The 18,723-nt window shown below is 69.7% G+C and carries 18 protein-coding genes; 3 read left to right on the plus strand and 15 right to left on the minus strand.

Going from position 1 to position 18,723, the window contains the following annotated elements:
* Nucleotides 1-239: 239 nt before the first annotated feature.
* Together AB0M27_RS37160 and AB0M27_RS37165 are read left to right on the plus strand one after the other, a co-directional pair.
* Nucleotides 240-680, plus strand: a complete 441-nt coding sequence (locus AB0M27_RS37160) for a hypothetical protein (protein ID WP_365728781.1) — start codon at nucleotides 240-242, stop codon at nucleotides 678-680.
* Nucleotides 677-1,351: a nucleotidyl transferase AbiEii/AbiGii toxin family protein gene (locus AB0M27_RS37165; RefSeq protein ID WP_365728783.1), complete on the plus strand. Its 675-nt coding sequence runs from the start codon at nucleotides 677-679 to the stop codon at nucleotides 1,349-1,351. Before AB0M27_RS37160 ends, AB0M27_RS37165 begins: the two co-directional genes overlap by 4 nt.
* A 182-nt stretch (nucleotides 1,352-1,533) precedes the next feature.
* On the opposite strand, the gene AB0M27_RS37170 is transcribed toward AB0M27_RS37165, so the two are convergent.
* From AB0M27_RS37170 to AB0M27_RS37225, 12 genes are all read right to left on the minus strand, one after another.
* Nucleotides 1,534-5,001, minus strand: a complete 3,468-nt coding sequence (locus AB0M27_RS37170) for a hypothetical protein (RefSeq protein ID WP_365728785.1) — start codon at nucleotides 4,999-5,001, stop codon at nucleotides 1,534-1,536.
* Nucleotides 5,001-5,456: a Tad domain-containing protein gene (locus AB0M27_RS37175; protein WP_365728786.1), complete on the minus strand. Its 456-nt coding sequence runs from the start codon at nucleotides 5,454-5,456 to the stop codon at nucleotides 5,001-5,003. The genes AB0M27_RS37170 and AB0M27_RS37175 overlap by 1 nt, the downstream gene beginning before the upstream one ends.
* Nucleotides 5,453-5,899 (minus strand): TadE family protein, encoded by a 447-nt coding sequence (locus AB0M27_RS37180; protein ID WP_365728832.1) that lies wholly within the window; start codon nucleotides 5,897-5,899, stop codon nucleotides 5,453-5,455. The genes AB0M27_RS37175 and AB0M27_RS37180 overlap by 4 nt, the downstream gene beginning before the upstream one ends.
* Before the next feature lie 14 nt (nucleotides 5,900-5,913).
* Nucleotides 5,914-6,258, minus strand: coding sequence for a TadE family protein (locus AB0M27_RS37185; protein ID WP_365728834.1), 345 nt, complete (start codon nucleotides 6,256-6,258; stop codon nucleotides 5,914-5,916).
* A gap of 77 nt (nucleotides 6,259-6,335) precedes the next feature.
* Complete coding sequence (locus AB0M27_RS37190; RefSeq protein ID WP_365728787.1) at nucleotides 6,336-6,551, minus strand: hypothetical protein; 216 nt, start codon at nucleotides 6,549-6,551, stop codon at nucleotides 6,336-6,338.
* Between the two features lie 59 nt (nucleotides 6,552-6,610).
* Nucleotides 6,611-7,495: a type II secretion system F family protein gene (locus tag AB0M27_RS37195; protein ID WP_365728789.1), complete on the minus strand. Its 885-nt coding sequence runs from the start codon at nucleotides 7,493-7,495 to the stop codon at nucleotides 6,611-6,613.
* Nucleotides 7,492-8,445, minus strand: coding sequence for a type II secretion system F family protein (locus AB0M27_RS37200; RefSeq protein WP_365728793.1), 954 nt, complete (start codon nucleotides 8,443-8,445; stop codon nucleotides 7,492-7,494). Before AB0M27_RS37200 ends, AB0M27_RS37195 begins: the two co-directional genes overlap by 4 nt.
* 4 nt (nucleotides 8,446-8,449) lie before the next feature.
* The gene (locus AB0M27_RS37205) at nucleotides 8,450-9,928 is read right to left on the minus strand and encodes a CpaF/VirB11 family protein (RefSeq protein WP_365728795.1); all 1,479 of its coding nucleotides are present in this window, start codon (nucleotides 9,926-9,928) and stop codon (nucleotides 8,450-8,452) included.
* Complete coding sequence (locus AB0M27_RS37210) at nucleotides 9,918-10,745, minus strand: hypothetical protein (RefSeq protein ID WP_365728797.1); 828 nt, start codon at nucleotides 10,743-10,745, stop codon at nucleotides 9,918-9,920. Before AB0M27_RS37210 ends, AB0M27_RS37205 begins: the two co-directional genes overlap by 11 nt.
* Nucleotides 10,745-11,389, minus strand: coding sequence for an SAF domain-containing protein (locus AB0M27_RS37215; protein ID WP_365728836.1), 645 nt, complete (start codon nucleotides 11,387-11,389; stop codon nucleotides 10,745-10,747). The genes AB0M27_RS37210 and AB0M27_RS37215 overlap by 1 nt, the downstream gene beginning before the upstream one ends.
* An 81-nt stretch (nucleotides 11,390-11,470) precedes the next feature.
* Nucleotides 11,471-12,349, minus strand: a complete 879-nt coding sequence (locus AB0M27_RS37220) for an ATP/GTP-binding protein (protein ID WP_365728799.1) — start codon at nucleotides 12,347-12,349, stop codon at nucleotides 11,471-11,473.
* Nucleotides 12,350-12,360: 11 nt separating this feature from the next.
* The gene (locus tag AB0M27_RS37225) at nucleotides 12,361-12,885 is read right to left on the minus strand and encodes a hypothetical protein (protein WP_365728801.1); all 525 of its coding nucleotides are present in this window, start codon (nucleotides 12,883-12,885) and stop codon (nucleotides 12,361-12,363) included.
* A 578-nt stretch (nucleotides 12,886-13,463) separates the two neighbouring features.
* On the opposite strand from AB0M27_RS37225, the gene AB0M27_RS37230 reads away from it, so the two are divergent.
* Nucleotides 13,464-14,009 (plus strand): hypothetical protein, encoded by a 546-nt coding sequence (locus tag AB0M27_RS37230; RefSeq protein ID WP_365728803.1) that lies wholly within the window; start codon nucleotides 13,464-13,466, stop codon nucleotides 14,007-14,009.
* Nucleotides 14,010-14,557: 548 nt separating this feature from the next.
* Here the strand turns inward: AB0M27_RS37230 and AB0M27_RS37235 are convergent.
* The 3 genes from AB0M27_RS37235 to AB0M27_RS37245 are packed head-to-tail and all read right to left on the minus strand — an operon-like array spanning nucleotide 14,558 to nucleotide 18,362.
* The gene (locus AB0M27_RS37235) at nucleotides 14,558-15,469 is read right to left on the minus strand and encodes a replication-relaxation family protein (RefSeq protein ID WP_365728805.1); all 912 of its coding nucleotides are present in this window, start codon (nucleotides 15,467-15,469) and stop codon (nucleotides 14,558-14,560) included.
* Entirely contained in the window at nucleotides 15,460-18,090 is a 2,631-nt protein-coding gene (locus AB0M27_RS37240) for an ATP/GTP-binding protein (RefSeq protein ID WP_365728808.1), read from the minus strand. Before AB0M27_RS37240 ends, AB0M27_RS37235 begins: the two co-directional genes overlap by 10 nt.
* Complete coding sequence (locus AB0M27_RS37245) at nucleotides 18,066-18,362, minus strand: hypothetical protein (RefSeq protein WP_365728810.1); 297 nt, start codon at nucleotides 18,360-18,362, stop codon at nucleotides 18,066-18,068. Before AB0M27_RS37245 ends, AB0M27_RS37240 begins: the two co-directional genes overlap by 25 nt.
* Nucleotides 18,363-18,723 lie beyond the last annotated feature (361 nt).

Here is an 18,723-nt window from a genome sequence, read left to right on the forward strand (position 1 = left end):
AAGCGGGCGACCAGGACATCCAAAACCGTTCGGGATGCCCGCAGTGACCAGGTATGGGTCCAAGACTCACTACTGCTCACTGATTAGGAACGGTTCTACGGGAGCGATCCCCGGCTCGTCCACGCCGTCAGTGATGCCGGCATAGCCGGTCCTGGCGCCTGGCCGGGAACCCGCTTGCTCCGGACGCCGACTCGCACATCGTGACCCGCGCCGTTCCTTGGGACCGCCATAATGGAGGCATGCCCTCCAGCCCAGAGCACGCAGAAGCTGTGCCGACGGACCTCTCAGGCGTCGACGCCCAGGACCTTGCGTTGTACCAGGAGAAGTTCCGGCGCCGTCTGCCGGAGTCGCTGGCGGAACTGCGGGGTCCCACCGACGGGGTCGTGGAGCCGTCAGCCACCGTTGTCTGGTCCGGACTGCGCGCCTTCGACCTCGGCAACGAACGCCAGCGCATGAGCCTGTACCGTACCGTCCTCGCCGAAGGCATGCGCGAGGACCTGTGCAGCCTGCTGGACCGCGATACCCTCCTGCAGCTGTGGCCCACGCTGCGCAGCCTGGTGTCGACCACGGTCTGCGGCGTGTGGGAAGAGGCGTTCCCGGAGCTGCGGGCTCTGGCCGGCATTTCGGCCGTCCGGCCGCCCGCCCGACAGCGCACACACCGGGGTACGGCGGCTGCGTGAGACTCCCCGCGCTGCACGCCCGCCTGCTGGCGGACGTCCTGGTCATCGGCTCCCCCTACCCGTTGGTGATCACCGGTGGCTACGCCGTCCAGGCCCACGAACTCCTCTCACGCCCGAGCCAGGACCTCGATGTCGCCACCGAGAATCCCGCGCCGATGGACGAGATCGTCCGCACCCTCACCGACGGGCTCACCGCACGCGGCTGGCACATCGAGGTGATCGAGATCGCCCCGCTCTCCGCACGCCTCAACGCCACGGACCTCCGCTCTGAGAGCGGGGACACGTGCGAGGTGGACATTCTCAAGGAAGTCTTCTCCAGGCCGATTGCCGCGAGCGCCTACGGACCGGTGCTTGCGGAGGAGGACGTCGTCGGCACGAAGGTTCGGGCACTGGCTGAGCGAGGCCTGGCCCGCGACGCCCTGGACGTCTTCGCCGCCTCACGCCGCTGGACCACCACAGACCTCGAGGACTTCGGCCGCTGCCACGCCCGCGATCGCTTCGACCTCGAGTCCCTGCAGTCCCGCTTGACCGGCCTCGCCTGGATCGATGACGCCGAATTTGAGGCGTACGGTGCGAGCCCCGGACTGATCGACGACCTGCTGTCCTGGGCTCAGGAGTGGGCGGACGCCCTCGGTCGCCGTCTGCTGCGCGACGAGAATTTGGGCGAGTAGGACCGGGACCGGTTGGAACCCCCTGGCGTAGCTGGGGCCGCTCCCACAGCCCCGTAACCGCTGCGAAAGATCACAACAGCCCGATAAACGGCAACTACTGACCGTCGTCAGTGCTCATGATCGCCTGGAAATGCACGGACGGTGTTCATGGTCACCTGGAATTGCTTACTCTTTTACGGAACCTACATGCGTACCGTGGTGCCGGAGCTGCCCAGGAGTGTGTTGATGAGCTGCTCGGTTGCCGTTTCCAGTGAGCAGTCGAGTGCCTGGTTGATTTGTTGGAGGCGGGTGATGGCAGTGTGCAGCCCCTGCCGGTTTTTGGCTGCGTGTTCGATTCGGAGCCAGTCCCGGTACAGCAGCTCGGCGCTCTCGTCGACGTCGAGGCCGGTGGCGATGGCCTGACGGGCTGCGTTGAGGTCGTGGTGCGGGCCTTCGGGGATGCGGTAGGTGGCCACGGTGTGCGTGACGTCGATGATCCGGGTGATCATTTCCTGCTGGTGGGGCTCGGCCCAGGGCAGCGGCCGGCCGCCGAAGGGCTTTCCGCGTACCAAGGTCAGCGCCTTTTCCAGGTCGGTCAGGCCGGGCGGGCCGAGCGGCAGGGCGCGTTCGACGAGTTGGAGGAAGTGGGTCCAGTCGCAGTGCATGGTGGGGGCGAGCCGGTAGGGGTCCTCGCCCGTCTTGCGGCGGGGCACGTAGAGGTTGCCGGCGGGGTCGCTGCCCAGGCAGCTGCGCAGGCCCTGCATCCGCGCGTTGAGGGTGCTCGTGGACCATGGGTTGACGGGATCCATGTCGGCGCACAGGACGTGTGCACTTCGCCCCGGCCGGAAGTACAGCAGGGCGGCGAGCTGGGCCATCTTCGGGCCGTGGCCGGTGCTGTCCACGCCGGTCACCTCGACCGGTCCCAGGACCCGGATCTGCGGGGCGTGCAGGTCGTGCGCCGCGCACTCTTCCGCCTCCGGCGCCGTGGGCTCCTCGACGCCCGTCGGCGCGTCGTCGGCCGCCGCTGCCTGTGCTGTGTTGGTGGAGTCGGTGTCGGCCGGGGGTGCTGGGGCCGACGGCGCGGCTGCTTTGGTGCCCGGGCCGGTTTCGTCGTCGAGTGCGGCCGATGATGGGGCGGGGGAGAGGAGGCGGAGCCTGGAGGGATCGGTGCTGGCGGCGAGCAGGGCTGGGAAGACCTCGCCGCTCATATCCGTTGCTGCTGCCGGCGAAGGGATCGAGGCGGCGGTGGGTGCGATGGACTTCTCCGGCGGTGCCTGCGCGGGCTGTTGCATGCCCTCCAGCTCGTCCGGGACGTCCTGCCAGGGTCCCTCGGCCGGGTGGGACGGCTGTGCGGACACCTTCAGCGCTTCTGTGATCTGCAGGTAGGCGGCGTGCTGAAGGCGCTGCACGGTGAGGTCGGTGCCGGCGTGGTCGAGGTGCTGTGGCTCGCTGAGGGAGGCGTTGAGGATCTCCGCCTCGGGGAAGTGCGCGGCCGCCGTGCTTGCCGGGGCGATCAGCGTGACGGGCACCGCCTGCGCCTTGTCCATGAGGTCGGCGAACTGCCACGCGGTGTCCTCGTCCAAGCCCGACGCGCACAGCAGCAGGTACGGGTGATGCCGGGTTTCGGGTATCTGGTGCGCTTCCAGCAGCCGTTCGCTCAGATCGCGCAGCGCGTGTGTGGCTTGGCGCATGTGGGCGATCCGTGCGGTGGGCAGCAGCTGCGGCAGGTCCTCGCCGAATCCCACGGTGACGATCTCGACGTCGGACGCCCATGGGCTCATGGCGAGTTCCAGGGCGAGTGAGGTGCACACTTCGGTGATGTGGACGGGGTTGCCGTCGAGCAGCAGTGCGGGCAGCCCGGTGAGGTTGAGTAGGAGGAGGTCGCCCGTCTCGTTGGTGCCGATCGTGACCAGTGCCGGATACGGTGCCGGCACCTCGCGGGCGTCGTCTTCGTCCAGGAGGACGGCATCAGCAGGCAGGATCCACCATCCGCCCTGTCCGGAGACGAAAGGTGGCGCAGGGTCCTGGGCGAGATTCTCGGGCAGTACCTCCACCGCGCGGGCTGTGAGCCGGGCGGCCCGCAGCGGCGGCAGGAGCGCGTCTTTTTCCTGGGCTGCCTGGTGGGCCAGGGTGCGCAGCGCCACGTCCAGGCGGGCAGCGCCGCCTGGCTCTGCGGCCGCTGCCAGCTGGGCCTCGGCCGTCGACGTCTGCGACGCGATGGCGATCTTCTGGCCGGGCTTTCGGCGGCGGCGTTGCAGCGTACGGCGCAGGGCGAGGGCGCCGGTGATGGCGGCCGCGAGCAGTGCGCCGGCGCCGAGAACGGTGCGCAGGTTCAGCGGGCTGCCGGCCGGCGCGGGTGCCGGGGTCTGGTTCGCTGTGGCGGCGGGGGAGGAGGCTGCAGCGGAGTGGGACGGTTTGGCTGACTGTGATGGGGAGGCGGCAGAGGGCGACGTGCTGACGCTGGGCGGGTTCGCGGAAGTCGTTGCCGACTCAGATGCCTGGTCCTGCCCGGGCTGCTCGGCGGGGCGGCTGGCCGGTGTGCTGGTGGCCGACGCTTGTGGTGTGGGTGTGGTGGTCTGGCTCGGCGGGGGTGTCTGTTCGTCCGCCGTGCCCTCGCCCGGTTTCTGCTCACTGCCGGGCTTCTGGGTGGCTGGGGGAGTGGTCGCCTGACCGCCCGCCTCGTCACCCTGGTCACGGTCCTGGGACGGCTGGTCGCCCTGGGTGCCGGGCACGGTGACCTGCTGCCCCGCGTAGATGACGTTCGGGTCGGTGATCGCGGGCAGGCCGTGCGGCTGCGGCGTGCCCCGGCTGGCGTGGAACAGCTGCGGCCAGTCGTCGCCGTCGCCGAGTTCCTTCTTGGCGATCTTCGACAGGTAGTCGCCCGGCTGGACGGTGACGACGTGCTCACTTTTCTCGTCGGCCGCCGGCGTGCTGTCACCCCCCTGCGTATGGACCCCGCCCGCGGCTGCGGCGGTCTGGGGCATCCGAAGCTGCCAGCCGGGCTGCAGAAAGCTGTTCGCACTAAAGACCGTGCCGTCGACCATGGTGTGGCCTTCGTTCAGGGCGGCGATCTCCCGCCACCGCTCGCCGTTTCCCAACTCCCGTTCGGCGATGCCCCACAGGCTCTGTGCGGGCCGGCTCTCGCGCACCGTGTACGTCGTGCCGGATGCTGCTGTGCTCGCTGCGGGCGTCTTACCCCGCTCGGGCGCGGTGGCCTGCGGCGTCTTAGCCTGCCCGGGCATGCGGGCCGCGGTGGTGGTGGGGGCGGCCTGGGCGTCGGAGGCCAGAGCCGAACCTGTCGGCAGCAGCACGAGGATGCTGCCGATCAGCAGGGCCGCGGCGCGCTGCGAGGCGCCCATCCCGCGCGGGGCATGCCAGGTACGGCCCCGTACCTGCGCGATGAGCTCGCGGACGGCGCAGAAAGCGAACTGCGCCCACCCGATCCAGCCCACGCCGGCGAGCAGCAGCAGGAACACGCTGCCGGTGTCCTGCCGCTCCAGCAGGTGCATGGCGTCGTCGTGGGTGGCAGCCCAGATGACCGGGGTGGCCCAGGCGAGCAGCAGCGGCAGCCCGGCGAGTACGACCGCCAGGACCAGCAGACTGAAGCCGGCCTTGAGAACCCGCGCCAGGGTGCGGCCGGCTGCCGTGGTGGGGGAGGGGGTGGTGCGCATCAGTTTCCTTCATCGGGTGCGGTCACGCCGTGCAGGAGGGTGGCCTTGCCGTGGCCGGTCACCGACAGAGAGCCGATCCCCACTACCGACAGGAACTTCGTGTCGTAGGTGCCGGTGACCGTGACGGTGAGCGTCTTGCCGTCGCCGGAGACGCTGACGGTGCCGGTGGCACCGGCGGAGCGCAGGTAGGACTGGGCTGCGGCGGCCGCGGCCTGCGGATCCACGACGATCGCTGTTCCGCTGATCGCATCGGTGGGATCGATGGCCTGCCCGCCTGCCCGTGCGGCTTCGCCGGCGATGTAGTCCGCGCGTTCCGTGGCACGCATCTTGCTGCCGCCGTCGACGGCGACGCCGATGATCCCGATCAGCGCGATGACGCACACGGCGACGAACACGGTGACGCCGCCCCGGTCGTCCAGCCGCGCCCGGCGCAGGCAGATCTGCCGGAAGATCATCCATCCCCCCGCATCCGGTACTGGTCCACCACCGAGGTCGCCGATGCCGTGAGCGTTTTCGCTCCTGGGACGCCTGGAAGCAGGAGGTCGGACAGATCGACCGTGCAGGTCACGGTTACGGTGACCGCGCCGACCTGCCCGACAGGCACGCTGAGACCGCCCGTGTTGACGCGGACGGATGTCGATGCGCACTTGATGCCCTGATCGTCCAGGGACTCGGCGGCCGCAGCCTGCGCGGCACTCTGGGCGGAAGCCGCCGTGCGGTGAATGGAGGCCTCCCGGGCCGCGTCCTGTGCAGCGGCATCGATTTTCGAGCCGGAGGTGATGATGCGTCCGCCGGCGATGGCCAGACAGACGAACATGATCAGACACGGCAGGACGATGGCGGCCTCGATCGCGGCGCTGCCCTCATCGCCGCGCAGGCCGCGAGCCAACCGGGCGATGGAATGCACGTGGTTCACCCTCCCGGCACCCACCTCTCCACCGGGCCGGAAGCCGACTGACTGATCCGAAGGCCCGGCAGACCGGGGATCATCGACATGGCCGTCCCTCTGACCTGCACGCTGACGCGTTCGCCGTTGCTGGTCGCCGAGACGCTGTAGCCGCGCAGGCTGTCGCCCGCGGTGCGGGCGAGCACACTGCGTGCCCGCACCGCGCCGTCGGACGGGCTCGACTGGTAGGCGCGAGCCGCGGAGGCGCCCTCGCGGGCCGCGGTCAGCGCGATCTGGCGTGCGTAGTACCACATGGAGGCCTGGATGACGGCCACGGTCGCCAGCAGCACGACGGGGAAGACGATCGCCATCTGGATGCACGCCTCCCCGCGGTCGTCCCGCCAGTTTCGGCCCTGCCACCCGTCCTTCAGCCACTCGGGGCGACGCATCACAGTCCGCTGAGCTTGCCGTTGTACTTGGTGATCACGACCGCGATGGTTCCGGCGATCAGCAGGGCGCCGGTGACGGCTGCCACCCAGATGATCACGGTGGTGATGCTGATGTCACCGCGGTCAGGCTGCCGTCTGGCATCCTGAAGGCTCTCGTCGAGACGTGTGGTCAGCCAGTGCACCAGGCACCATGCGCGGGCTGCGGCGTGTTTCATGGTCTGGGCTCCTCCAAGTCAAAAAGGGGCGGTGGGGGGGAAGCGAGTCGGGGAGGGCGTTAGACGGTGAGCATGCGGATGACCGCGGGGAACGCCATCAGCAGCATCACCAGCACGGCGAGCAGCGCCCCTGGGGCGGTCAGTTTTTCGCTGGCCGCATTCGCCTCGGCGGCCTGATCGGCCAGCAGTTCGGCATTGAGGGCGGCGGTGCGGGCCCGCAGCGCCTTGTAGACGGCGGCGCCGTCGGTCGCTGAGCCGCGCATGATGTCGGCGACGTCGTCCAAGTGGGGCAGTTCGTAATCGTGGGCGAGTTCCGTGAGCGCCTGATACGGCGGGATCTTTTCCAGCCGGGCCCGGCGCAGTGCGCCCTGCAGATACACAAAGGGCCAGCCCTCGCCGACCTCGGCGGCCTTCTCCAGGGCCTCGGCGGGCCCGGCGTCGGCGGCCCGCTTGAGCGCGACCAGGTCGAGGTAGGCGGACAGGGCGTGCGCGAACTCCTCCCGCGCCCGCTTGGCCTGGTCCCGCACCGCCAGATCCGGGGTGATGAACAGCAGGGCCGCGACGATCAGTCCGACGCCGACGGGCACGTAGAACGGCAGGTCCACGCCCGCGATGATCCACGGAATCGTGGCGATCACCGGGCAGAGCAGACCCAGCGCGGCGAGCGCGGTCTTCTTGAGCATGAACGCACCCGGCCCCTGCCCGAGCAGGGCCAGGTTCGTGGTGGGGACCCTCACGCCCGGGAGCCGCTTCAGGCGGGCCAGCAGCCACCGGCCCCACACCTCCTCGCGGTCCAGCTCCGGCTCGGGCATCGTCATCGCTGCAGGGGCGCTGCGCTTGAAGGCCGGCCCCAACGCGGGCTGGGGCTGGAGCAGTTCGCGGATCAGCAGGGCGACGCCGGCGCCGACCGTACCGCCGGTCACAACCACGGGGAGCAGGTTCACGAGGCGGCTCCTTCCGGTTCCCGGGCGGCGATCGGCAGGCCCGGCTCCGGGGCGGGCACAGGCAGACGGACGGTGCTGGTCGGGTCGGTGACCAGGAAGCGGGGGATGCGGCGGAAACTGCCCAGCTGCCGCATCAGGGCGAGCACACCGACGAAGGCGGCTGTCAGGAAGGCCAGCACGAGCTGTCCGAGGAGGGTGGAGTACGGCTTCGTGTAGGCGGGCACGAAGAACCCGGCTACCACGACGCCCACAGTGATGACGGTCATCCACCGCACGGTGGTGCGGGGCTTGGCCCGGTCCGCCTCGACGGCGCGCTTCTTGGCGACCTCCTCGCGGACGGTGCCGGACAGGTCCTCCAAGGCCTGAGCCAGGCCGGGGCCGCGGTCGCCCGCCGACAGAATGAGCGCGGCGACCACCTTGTCCGCGGTGACATCGTCCAGTTCCTCGGCGAACGCGCGCAGCGCCCCATCCGGACGCCACCCCAGACGCAGCCGGTCGGACAGATTGACGATCTGCCCGGCAAGTTCGTCCGGTGCCCCCTGACGGCTGCTGACCATCGCCTGTTCCAGGCCCATGCCCAGCCTCAGCAGACCGGCCAGCCGCTGCGTCCACTCGCTCAAGCCCTCCAGCTGGCCGATGCGCACCTGCGCCATCTGCGCCGGGGTGATCAGCCAGGGCACGCCGATGACGGCTGCGCCGAGCAGCGCACCGCCGACGAAGTTCCCCGAGACCAGCCACACACACGCGAACACCACGCCGGCCGCGACCAGGAGGGTCCGCCGCCTCAGTCGGGCGTCCTCGCTCTGGTTCTTCCCACCGCGCCAGGCCGCCTGCCAGCGCTTGAGCAGCGGGGCCCTGCGCGGTGCCGTGGTACCCACGAGACCCGCCACGACCCCGATCAGCCCACCGATCACGGCCATGCCGGACAGCAGCCCGAAAAGCAGCGTCATCGGCTCACCCCACCTTCAGCGGCAGCGGCGTCGACCAAGCCCCGTACGATTCCTGGAGCAGAGCCGAGTCGAAGCCGACCCGCCGCAGGTCGTCGATGCAGCCTGGGTCCATCCTCGGCACCGCCCGCAGTTCCCCCCACTCAGCTCCGGGGGAGAAGACCTCATTGGTGGCGGGCCGGCCACTCTCCCCGATCCCGGTCAGTTCCAGGACGTGGGAGACGTAGCGGTGGCGGCGGCCACCGATCTGCGTCTCGTCCGTCATGTCGACGTACACGATGAAGTCCAGACCGTTGGCGGTCTGCCGGTAGGCGAGCTGCTCGGACAGGTTCTCCTGGGCGAGCGCGTACAGCTCGGCGATCCGGTCGAAGACGATGTTTGGCCGCCGCGCGTGGATGGTGCACAGGTTGCCGCCCGACCCGTTGGTCAAGGCCTGCATCATGGCGACGACTTCGGGGCCGCGGACCTCACCGACCACGATCCGCTCCAGCGACATCCTCAGCGCCGGATGCATCAGGTCCAGCAGCGTGACCTCGCCGGCGCTCCGCCCGGCCGGGTCCTTCTCTCCGTTGGACTCACGCCCGACGAGGGACACGACCTGCTTGTGGTAGCCGTTGGCGTGGGCGAACAGCTCGTCCTCAGTCTGGATGGTGGCGAAGCGGCACTCCGGGTCGAACTCCTTGAGCATCGCCCTCAGCAGCGTGGTCTTCCCGGCCTTCTGCTTCCCCGCGATCATGATGTTCTTCTCGGCGCGTACGGCCGCGCCGAGGAACTCGCGCAGGACCGGATCGATGGTGCCCAGCCGCACGAGATCGTCGAGAGTGGCGTGGGAGACCCGGTGCCGGCGGATGACCGCGTAGGTCATCGGCCCGAGCCCGGTGATGGCCTGCAGGCGCGAGCCGTCCTGCAGGGACAGGGCGAGGGTGGGGTTCGCGGTGGAGATGGTGCGCTCGCTGTGCCCGGATCCCCGGGCCAACTCCCGCAGCAGCTCCAGGAGTTCCTCTTCGGAGTCCGCGATCGGGCCGACCCGGCGGCGTTCGCCGTCGCCGTAGTCGAGCCACACCTCGTGCGGGCCCTGGATGATGATGTCCTCAACCCGCTCATCGTCCAGGTACGGCTGGAGCCGGCCGGCCCGGAACAGCAGGTCGTACACGGCCCGCCGCAGCGCCTCGTCCTCCTGCGGTGTCATCGCCTGGGCGTCCGACCACAGCGCGACGGCCTCGGCGATCCAGTTCAAACAGCGCTGCTCCTCGCCGGCCCCATCCATACGGGGCTTGGTCTTCAGCAGTTCCTCGCGCTGCCTGGCGACCTGGGAGGCAATGCCCCGGGCCACCCGGTAGTCGACAATGATCTCAGGAGCCGCCGCGCCGAGCACCTGCGTACTCGAGGCAGCCCCCGCAGGGGTCGGCATGCCGCTGGTCTGGTGTGTCCGCTCCCGGGGCGGCGGTGTGACCGTGGGGTCGGGGTGCAGGGGCCTAGCGTGCATGGCTCACCTCCCCGCCTGCCGTGCGCGTGGGGCGTGGGTCGAGGCGTGCCCGGCGCAGGGCGGCCCGCTGCACGAGCAGCGTGCTGCACGTGCGGGCGGCCCTCATCAGCGGCGACCTGGTGAAGTGGCGCGGCTGCTCGGCACCGTCGGACAGCACACGGGCGTCCCTCGGCGCGTACGGCAAAGTGGCGATCACCGGCACCTGCAGCACACGCTGCACCTCGCCCGCGGGATACGGGCCCTCGCCGATCACCAGCACGCCGACGTCACCTACGCGCTCCTCCAGCGCGCGTACCCGGCCCTCCGCTGCCTGCAGGCAGCGCAGGGTATTGCGGACCACCACGAACGTGGCGTCGGACTGCTCGGCCAGAACACCCGAGGGCCCATACGCCCCACGGCGGCCGAGGTCGATCAGGACATCGTGGCCGCTCTCGGCCTCGATGCCACGGAACATCTGCGCCAAGATCTTCCACACCTGGCCGAGGCTCACCGACTGCGTGGGATCGGTGACGCCGGGCAGCAGCAGCCGGTCACGCGGTGACTCCTTCGTGCCGTCCTCACTGCTCAGGTCGATCAGCTGCCGCCAGAAAGCGTCACTGAACTCGCCTTTGCGCGCGGCGACCGAGAGGTTGCGCAGCCCGTATCGGTCGCCGAGCGTGCCCTGCAGCAACCCGTGCAGCACCGCCCCGCCGTCCGGGTCGCACTCGGCGAGGATCATCCGCCGGCCCGCCTCCAGCGGCCACGACAAAAGCAGGGCCAGGCAACTTGTGGTCACGCCGGGTGCGCCGCTGCAGCCTGCGAGCGCGATCACAGCCATCAGTTGCCGTCCGCAGCGGTGAGGACCAGGCGCAGTGTGCCCGCCGACTCCCAGGCGGCCGCCGTGGGCCCGTCCGTGGCGGAGGTGGCGACATCGACGACCACAATCCCCGTGCCCGGAGCGGCCTCAGAGGCCTTCACGACCCGGCCCTGAAGGGTCTGCGGCGCGGTGTCAGAAGTCTTACCGGTGTCATCCTGGCCCTGGGCCGGGACGTGCACCAGCTCCACCTTCTGCCCCGGCACGAGCGCGGTGGCCGGCACCTGTTCCGGCTTCAGCCCGATCGGTACCAGTTGCTCGCCGGCCTTCACCAGGGAGTCCTTCGTCACCTGTGACGGCGCCAACAGCGAGCCGGGCTTGAGCTCCACCGCCGCCCGTTTGCCCACCACCGAGTCCAGGTCCGTTGCGCGTACCGCCTTGACGGCCGGGTCCAGGGAAATGGAGGCCTTCCCCAGGTCGCCTTCGGTGAGCACCTGGCCGACCTGGACGTCGCGGACCACGGTCACCACCTCCGTGCGGTGACCGACCTGCAGCAGCAGAACCGCAACTCCCGCGCCTCCGGCAGCGATCAACGCCAGAGACAAGGCGATGACACCTGGACGGCGCCTGCGCGCCGAGACCCGTGGGGGAGCTACCGGCCCCGCCACGCGTCCCTGCTGGGGGGCTCCGGTCAGGGGCGTGTCTATACGTGTGTGGGTCTTGCTCACCGTTCTGTCCTCCCGGTGGCGTTACCTGACGACCTGTACTTCGCCGATTGCCACCTGCACTTGAGACTGACGGGTCTCGTTGAACTGGCCGGTCTCGCCAGCGGCGTTGTCCTGCCAGTTCACGGTCCAAGTCGCGGTAGCCGACACCGTGTACTTCCCGTTCTCCTGGTCGGCGGACGTGGTGTTGTAGGTGTGGCCACAGGTCGGCGAGTCCTGCTTGCCGTACGAGTCCGCGTACGGAGTGCCAGGACCCTTGCAGGTGACGCGCGACCCGTCGCCCATCTGCCAGTTGATCTGCGCAACTTTCGCGGTTGCCGTCACTGTGACCCCAGCCAGCGACGCCGACGCGGTGTTCGGACCGTACGTGGTGGGCGACGGGCGAACCCACAGCCACATCGGCATGCCGACGACATACCGACCTGCGGCATGCGGGCTGGCGATGTCCGGGCCGGTCAGGAGCATCCGGTCAACGGCCTCCCGGGCCAGTTGCTCAGGATCGACGTTCGCCGCTGGGGCTTGGGCCGCCCAGAAGACCTGCGGCACCCACGGCATTCCCATATTGAGATTGCCTGCAGCGGCCGAAACGACGTCACTGACACAGACACGGGTGTAGATCGCGCCGTTGCCGGGCTTGTGCCCCTTCCATACCGGGTCGCTTGCGGGCGGTTGGGGATCCAGGCGCTCCTCTGCGCAGAGTTGCGGACCGGCCTTCTCGCCGTTGCCCGTCTGCTTGCCTGGCCCCTGGTTCTTGCCCGAGCTCCCAGGAGTCCCCGGCTTCTGCACGCACACCGTCACCCAACTACTGGCGCCCCTGCAGCCTCCACCGATGACCGGGCCGTCATCGGCTGCCGCTGGCGACACCGCCGCAGTCAGGGTGGCGGCGCCCACGAACAGGGCCACTAACGGCCGTGTCAGCACGTGCGTTTCCCGTCGGGAGTCAGCTTCGTGAACATCCACTGCTTCCCCCACTTCTCCGCCTTGGCCGTGGTTATGTAGCGCAGCGGCTGGTTCGACGGAAACGGTTGCACCTTGCCTGTGCTCTTCTTGATCGTCTTCCAGTTCGAGATGTCCAGGCAGTCCTGCAGCGTCGCCTTGGGGACCGATCCCGTGAGCGTGAGTGACGTGATTGCAGCCTGGTGGGTCGGGGCACCGCTCGTGGCCGTGCCGGCCTGTTTCATCATGAGCAGGTCGCCCATGGTCCTGCCGAGGGCATCCTTAGTGGCGTACTTCTTGAGTTCAGTGCCCTTGATGTCAGTCCGGGCGTACGCCTTGACCTGCTCCGACCAGAAGGCGTCATAGGCCATGAGGACTGCTGCCTTCTCTGCTGCTTCCGGGTCTGCCGCGGAGCTTGACGCCGACGGCGGAGCAGGGGCCGAAGGGTGCACCGAGGCCTTGTTGTCGCCGTGGGAGGAACTGCAGGCGGTCAGGACGAGCACACCAAGCGAGACGGACGCTGCTACGAGATTTCGGAAGCGAACAGCGGAATGAGGAATCCTGTGTGTGCGGCGGTTCAAGTTGCCTCCCCGTTCGGCGCGCCTTGTGCGGCGGCAGGCGCTCGCCTGTAGAACCTGGTAGAGCTGCACTGATACGCATGGCGTAGTCGTCAGGTTACGCATATGCCGGTCAACTTCCCAGCGTGATACTGCCGTTCACTCGACCAACAAGAGACGTATCCGGTCACTTTCGGAACCGGATGTCGATTTGCAGTCTGGTGTCTTCGCTCGTTCCACCGCGTGTCTCGGGAGGTACTCGCAGGGTTGAGCGGAGTTGGCGGGAGCGGGAATGAAATCTCCACACGTCGGTTTCTCGCCGAACTCGCGCGGTGGCAGGCAATCGACGTGTCGCTCGGGGCTTCGGCTGGCGCGCGCCCTGGATGGCAACGGCACGCCGCAGGGGCAGGTGTCGGCGGCCAGTAGAAAGTCTCCACGTACGACCAGCTCGATTCCCCAATTGGCAGTCACACTCAGTAGCCTCGGTGCCAGCTCGGGAACCTGACGCATGAAGGGTTGTGATCGTGGCACGTACCTGGCTGTCCATCCGGGTGGAGTTGGTCTCCGGGCACGGGGCAGACCTGTGGCCTCGCCCCGGGCGGCTCTTCGCCGCTGCGCGCTCGCATTCTTTCGCCCAGTTCGCCGCGGCCATCGATCTCGCCTTCGGTCGCTGGGACCTGGCCCACCTGCATCTGTTTACGTTGTCCGACGGCACCCGGGTCAGCCCCCTGGATTGGTGGGACGACGAGGCCCCGGACGGTACCGTGGACGGCCATGCCACCAAACTGAGCAGGCTCCAGGTCGGCGAACAGTTCGCCTACGTCTTCGACATGGGCGACGACTGGGCCCACCTGTGCACGGTGGCGGAAAAGCGCATCGACCCCCACGATGAACTCGGCGAGACACCCGACCGTCCGGTTCCCTACTGGGGCTGGGGCAGCCTCCCAGATCAATACGCACGCCGCTGGGACGGGGACGACGGGGAGTCGCCGATGCCGAAGCGGCCAAGCCGCGGGCTCGGCGACCTGCCTCCGATCCTGCCGTGGTGGGGCGAGCGCCGCCGAGCATGACCCCACTCTGCGTACGCGAAGTGGCCGCCAGCGGGGAATCGAAGTGGCCGCGGTGGGGAGCTGAAGTGGCCGCGAGCGGGGAGATCTAACTGGCCGCAGACAGACGAGGCCTGAGGTGGCAAAGGCGTGGCGGTGGCCGGTGCCAAAGCGATGTGGACTGACTGGGGGCAGGGATGGCTTCCTCGTCGCACCTCGGCTGCAAAGCCAGAGCGCGCCGATGTCGAGGGTGACGTGCCAGTCGGGGAGAGGGGAGCGCACCGTGCCCTGGTCGGGATGTCGAAGTCGCCGCTCCCGTGAGGCATGCAAGAGTTCCCGGCGCACGGAGACGGCCTTTATCCGGGTGAGCCACTCGCCGCGGCGAACCGCTTGAGAAGTGCAAATTACGCGAGGCGCTAGTGGCATGCGTCATCCCCTAACAACAGTGCACAGCAGTGACGTTTCAAGGTTGGACCCCGTTGCGCGAGACAAACTATGTGTTCGCGTGAGCAAATTTCAAGGCTTGCGGGCGCAGTTGCAAGGCTGCGACACTCGGCCAGAGAGGCGTGGTGTCACAGCTGGGTCCACGGCCGGGGCTGGTCGCCTGCCAGAGGCGTCCAGACGTCGCAGGTGGGGCCGCGGTTGTCCAGGTCGTCCAGGACGGCCGCTCCCAGCGGTATCTCGCGGGCCAGGCCGGCCACGAGTGGATGATGGGTGGCCATGGTCTTGAGGTCGCTGATGCGGTTGTCCATCGTCTGGCGTGAGGCGCCGGTCAGCACGAACAGGACCCGGGGGAACACTGGGTACCAGCGCAGCCAGCCGGGCTGGCCTGTCTGCCGCCGCCGGCCGGCGGGCTGCGGCTCGTACGTCCACAGCCGTGCGTACTCGATGAGCTTCGCGGCCAGGCGTTCGCTGCTCATGGTGGCGCGGTCGATCTCGACGAACGCCCGTAGCTTGCACCGTTGTTCGCCTTCGATGAGGGTGTAATGCATGACCGCGTCGGCGACGAGCCTGTCTTGGTCGCCGATCGCGTGGAACACCTCGGGAGTCCAGTCCAGGTGACCGTGCTCGTCGCCTCGTTGGCGGGCGTCGGCGACGAACGCCAGGTGGGTGCGCAGGACGGTGAGGGTGTGCGGGGTCTTCAGTGAGGCGGCCGTCGCCGAGGTGATCGGATACGGGGGGCGGCTGCGGAGCGCGGGCCAGTCCCTGGTGAGCCGGGCGACCTTCGGCGTGAGGTACCAGATGCGGGTGCGATGGGACTGGGGCAGCACGACGAAGTCGACCAGGTGCTCGCCGAGTAGATCGTTCAGGCGCTGGGAGACCGACTGGCGGGAGCGGTTGGGCCGCAGCAGGAGGCGCAGCTGATGGGTGGAGGCCAGGCGGTGCTGGGCGAGTGCGGCCAGGAGCTGATGCGCGAGGGATTCGGTGGGGCGAGGCGTGAAGCCCGCTGCATGGTCCTTGGGCTGGGCGGTGGTCAGGTCCATTCGTTTTTCTCCTTCGGCAGGTGGACAGCGGCGTCGGCCGGGGAGTGCGCGGCGAGGAAGGCGGCGACGCGGCCGAGCTGGCCGGCGGCGCGTTCGGTGAGCTGGTCCAGTGGGAGTGCCTGGGCGTTCGCGTGTGCGGCCCGCTGCAGTGCACCGGCCTGCTGCGGGCGGGCCAGGGTGGCGAAGGCGTCGTCGAGATGGGGTCCGCGCAGCTGGATGGGTCCGATGCGGCGGCCGTGCACGTTCATGGAGACGTAGTGCTCGAAGCGCTCCATGGTGGCGATGCGGTCGGGGCCGGGGTCGTCGCCCCACTCGGCGGTGATCGGCGCGATGGCGGACTTCGACCCGGCGGTGGTGGCCAGGGTGGAGGCGTTTTGCAGCAGGGACAGCCGCACCGGCGTGGGAAGGCGGGACAGCAGTTGGGTCATGCCGTGGATGTGGCACTTGTACTTGCGCAAGTCCTCGAACATGGCGGCGATGGTCTCCGGGGCTGCGCCGGTCAGCGTGATCAGCTCGTCGAAGTACGGGCGGAATGGCACCCGCTTCTCTTGCGGGGTGTCGCGTCTGGAGCGGGCGGCTCGCAGCAGGTCCCGGGCGAGCAGGGCGGTCAGGAGGCGGTCGGTGGGTCCGTTGTCGCCCGGGCACACCCACACGACCATGCGCGTGTCCATCGCCGTGCGGATGTTGTACACGCCGGTCGGCTGGCCGGGGAAGGCGCGGGTGATGGGGTTGGCGGCAAGACGTGTGATCGGGTTGAGGACCACGGCGAACGTGTCGTTCGGCAGGGTCGGGAATACCGCCTGCCACCATGCGCGGGTCTCTTCATCCAGTTGGGCCGCGACCGCGGTGAGCGCTGCCGTGCGGAAGGCGGCGTCGGTGAGCAGAGCCCGGATGTGGAAGAGCGTGGCCTGGTCCTGGGGCCGGCTGGCCTGGCAGGCGGCCTCGTTGATGGCGACCAGCACGGTGAGCGCGGCGGTGAGGATGGTCAGCGCACGCGGGGCGGTTGCGTCGTCCCAGGCGAGTGCGGAGGCGTAGGCGTCGGCGATCGCCTCGACGACCTCGTGCGCCGCCTGCCCGTGGTGCATGCCGAGCGGATTCCACGAGCTCACCCGCGGGTTGGGGCCGAGACCGCCCAGGTCGATCAGCGCGATCCGCGGCATCAGCATCTCGTGCGCCAGGAACGGCAACGCGCGCGGCCACGAGTCGCGGTGCGGGTCGACGAAGACGAGCCCGCCGCCGGCGTGTGCCCAGCCGATCGCCTGGGCCAGGGCCCTCTCCGTCTTGCCGCCGCCCGCCTTGCCCGTCCCGACTTCGAAGAGGGTCTCCTCGGCGTAGGTGGCGACCAGTCGCTCCCGGCCGTCCGGGGCCCGGTAGATGCCCTGCAGCAGCAACGCGGGCTTGCCGAGTTCGAAGGTCGGCAGGTCACTGGCGAGGACCGGCAGGCGGCAGTGGACGGTGGGGGGCTTGAGCAGGCCGGTCAGTTCCTCCAGCCTCACCCAGTTCGGGCGGGGCGGCTGGCAGTGCCCCAGATTCCAGCGGCGCTCGAAGCCGCGCCGGGTGGGCCAGTGGTCGGCGCCGATCCGCCATGGCCCCAGGCGCCATCCGCGCATGGCCCACCGCGAGCGGCTGCCGAACACGTCGAAGGCGGCCTGGAGTTGGGCCAGACGGGCCTGGGCGCGCCCGGCGGTGTTCGAGGCGCACATCACCAGCAGCTGGATGCGGACCAGGTGGTCGTCCTCGGCGAGTTTGCCCAGTGCTTCAGCCGGGTCGACCCGCCGGGGAACGGGCGGCATCACCAGCCGCCGGCCGGCGACTGAGCTGGGTTTGTCGCTGAGGAGCTGCTGCAGCTGCCAGCCCAGGGAGTCCTCGATGCCGCTGGCGTCCTGCCGCAGCCAGCGCGCGGACCGCTGGGCCTCGCGGTGTTCGGCTCGGCGTGCGGCGCCCATGAGCTGCAGGCGGCGGGCCCGCAGTGCCCACTTCGGGGCGCGCTGGATGTCGAGGCGGATTTCGGCGAGGTCGCCGAGTTCGGCGCGCAGGTCGGCCACGGCGTCGACGAGCGGCTGGAGCGGGTCGGGGGTGAGCGGCACTTCACGCAAGGGCGCGGTGGGTTTGCCGCGCAGGAGGAACTCCGCCCGTACCACGTGGTCACGGGGCTTGTCGGCGATCGGCAGGGCCCGCTCTACGGTGACGTCCGGCCCGAACGGGGTGATGGACAAAAGCCGTTCCCCGCCGGCCGGGCCCTCGATGCGGTAGCGCAGCGGCGTGCTGCCGTCCGCGCGCAGCCGGATCTGCACGGCCTTCGCCCGGCGGGGCGCCCACCAGGGCATGGCCCTGCAGGCGCGGGCGAGCTGGACACCGCGGCGGAAGATCTCCTCCGCACTCGGGTCGAAGTGCCGGGTGGAGACGAGCTCCAGCGCCATCCGCTGGGCCGAGGCCGTGCCCGCGAGCCGGCGGACGACCAGCTCGCACACGCCCCAGCACACGGCGATGGCCGCCGCGAGCAGATACCAGTGGGCATAGAGCCAGCCGGCGGCGTCGACCAGGCCGGTGACAGGGCCGAGTACCCGACCGGCAGCCGCCGGATCGGCTGGGCCGGTCAGGTACGGGGCTGCGGCATCCACGTCGCTGCTCCCTTCTTGAACGTGCGGGTGAAGTGCCAGTCGGTGATGCGCAGGTCGGTGAAGGTGCCGCCGCGGTCCGTGCCCGCCCACACCAGATGGACCACCGCCTTGTCCGGGCTGTAGTCGCGGCGGGCGATCGCGGCCTGGATGCGAAAACGCGCGGTGGCGAACGCCGGAGCCACCTGGCCCGAGCCGGGGAAGACGCCTGGCCACTTGCCGCGGCCGGTGCCGGTGGCGTCCGCGCGCAGCAGCGCGCGACCATCGGCGAGCAACTGGCGTGCATCGGCGGCGGGAAGGTCGGCCGGCCAGGCCGCCTCAAGCGACCGCTGGATCCCCCGATCACCTGCTGCGCCCTCGCCATGCGCCGGCAGAGCGGACTTGAACGCCGACGGCGCCGATGCGGCAGGCGCCGCGGAGTCACCCCTGCTAAGGGCCGGTTGGGCAGACGCAACGCCCTCGGACGGCGAGGATGATGAACCTGCGGTCGCGCGCGAGGCCGGGGACGCCGCCGGGGCCGGCGGCTGCTGACTATGCGGCACGCCCAGCAGGGCGATGCCGGCGACGGCGAGTATGACGGTGCTCAGCAACAGCGCACGGGGTGAGCGTGGGGTGTAGGTTCTCCATGTTTGTGTC

Source organism: Streptomyces sp. NPDC052107 (assembly GCF_040680215.1).
GTDB lineage: Bacteria > Actinomycetota > Actinomycetes > Streptomycetales > Streptomycetaceae > Streptomyces.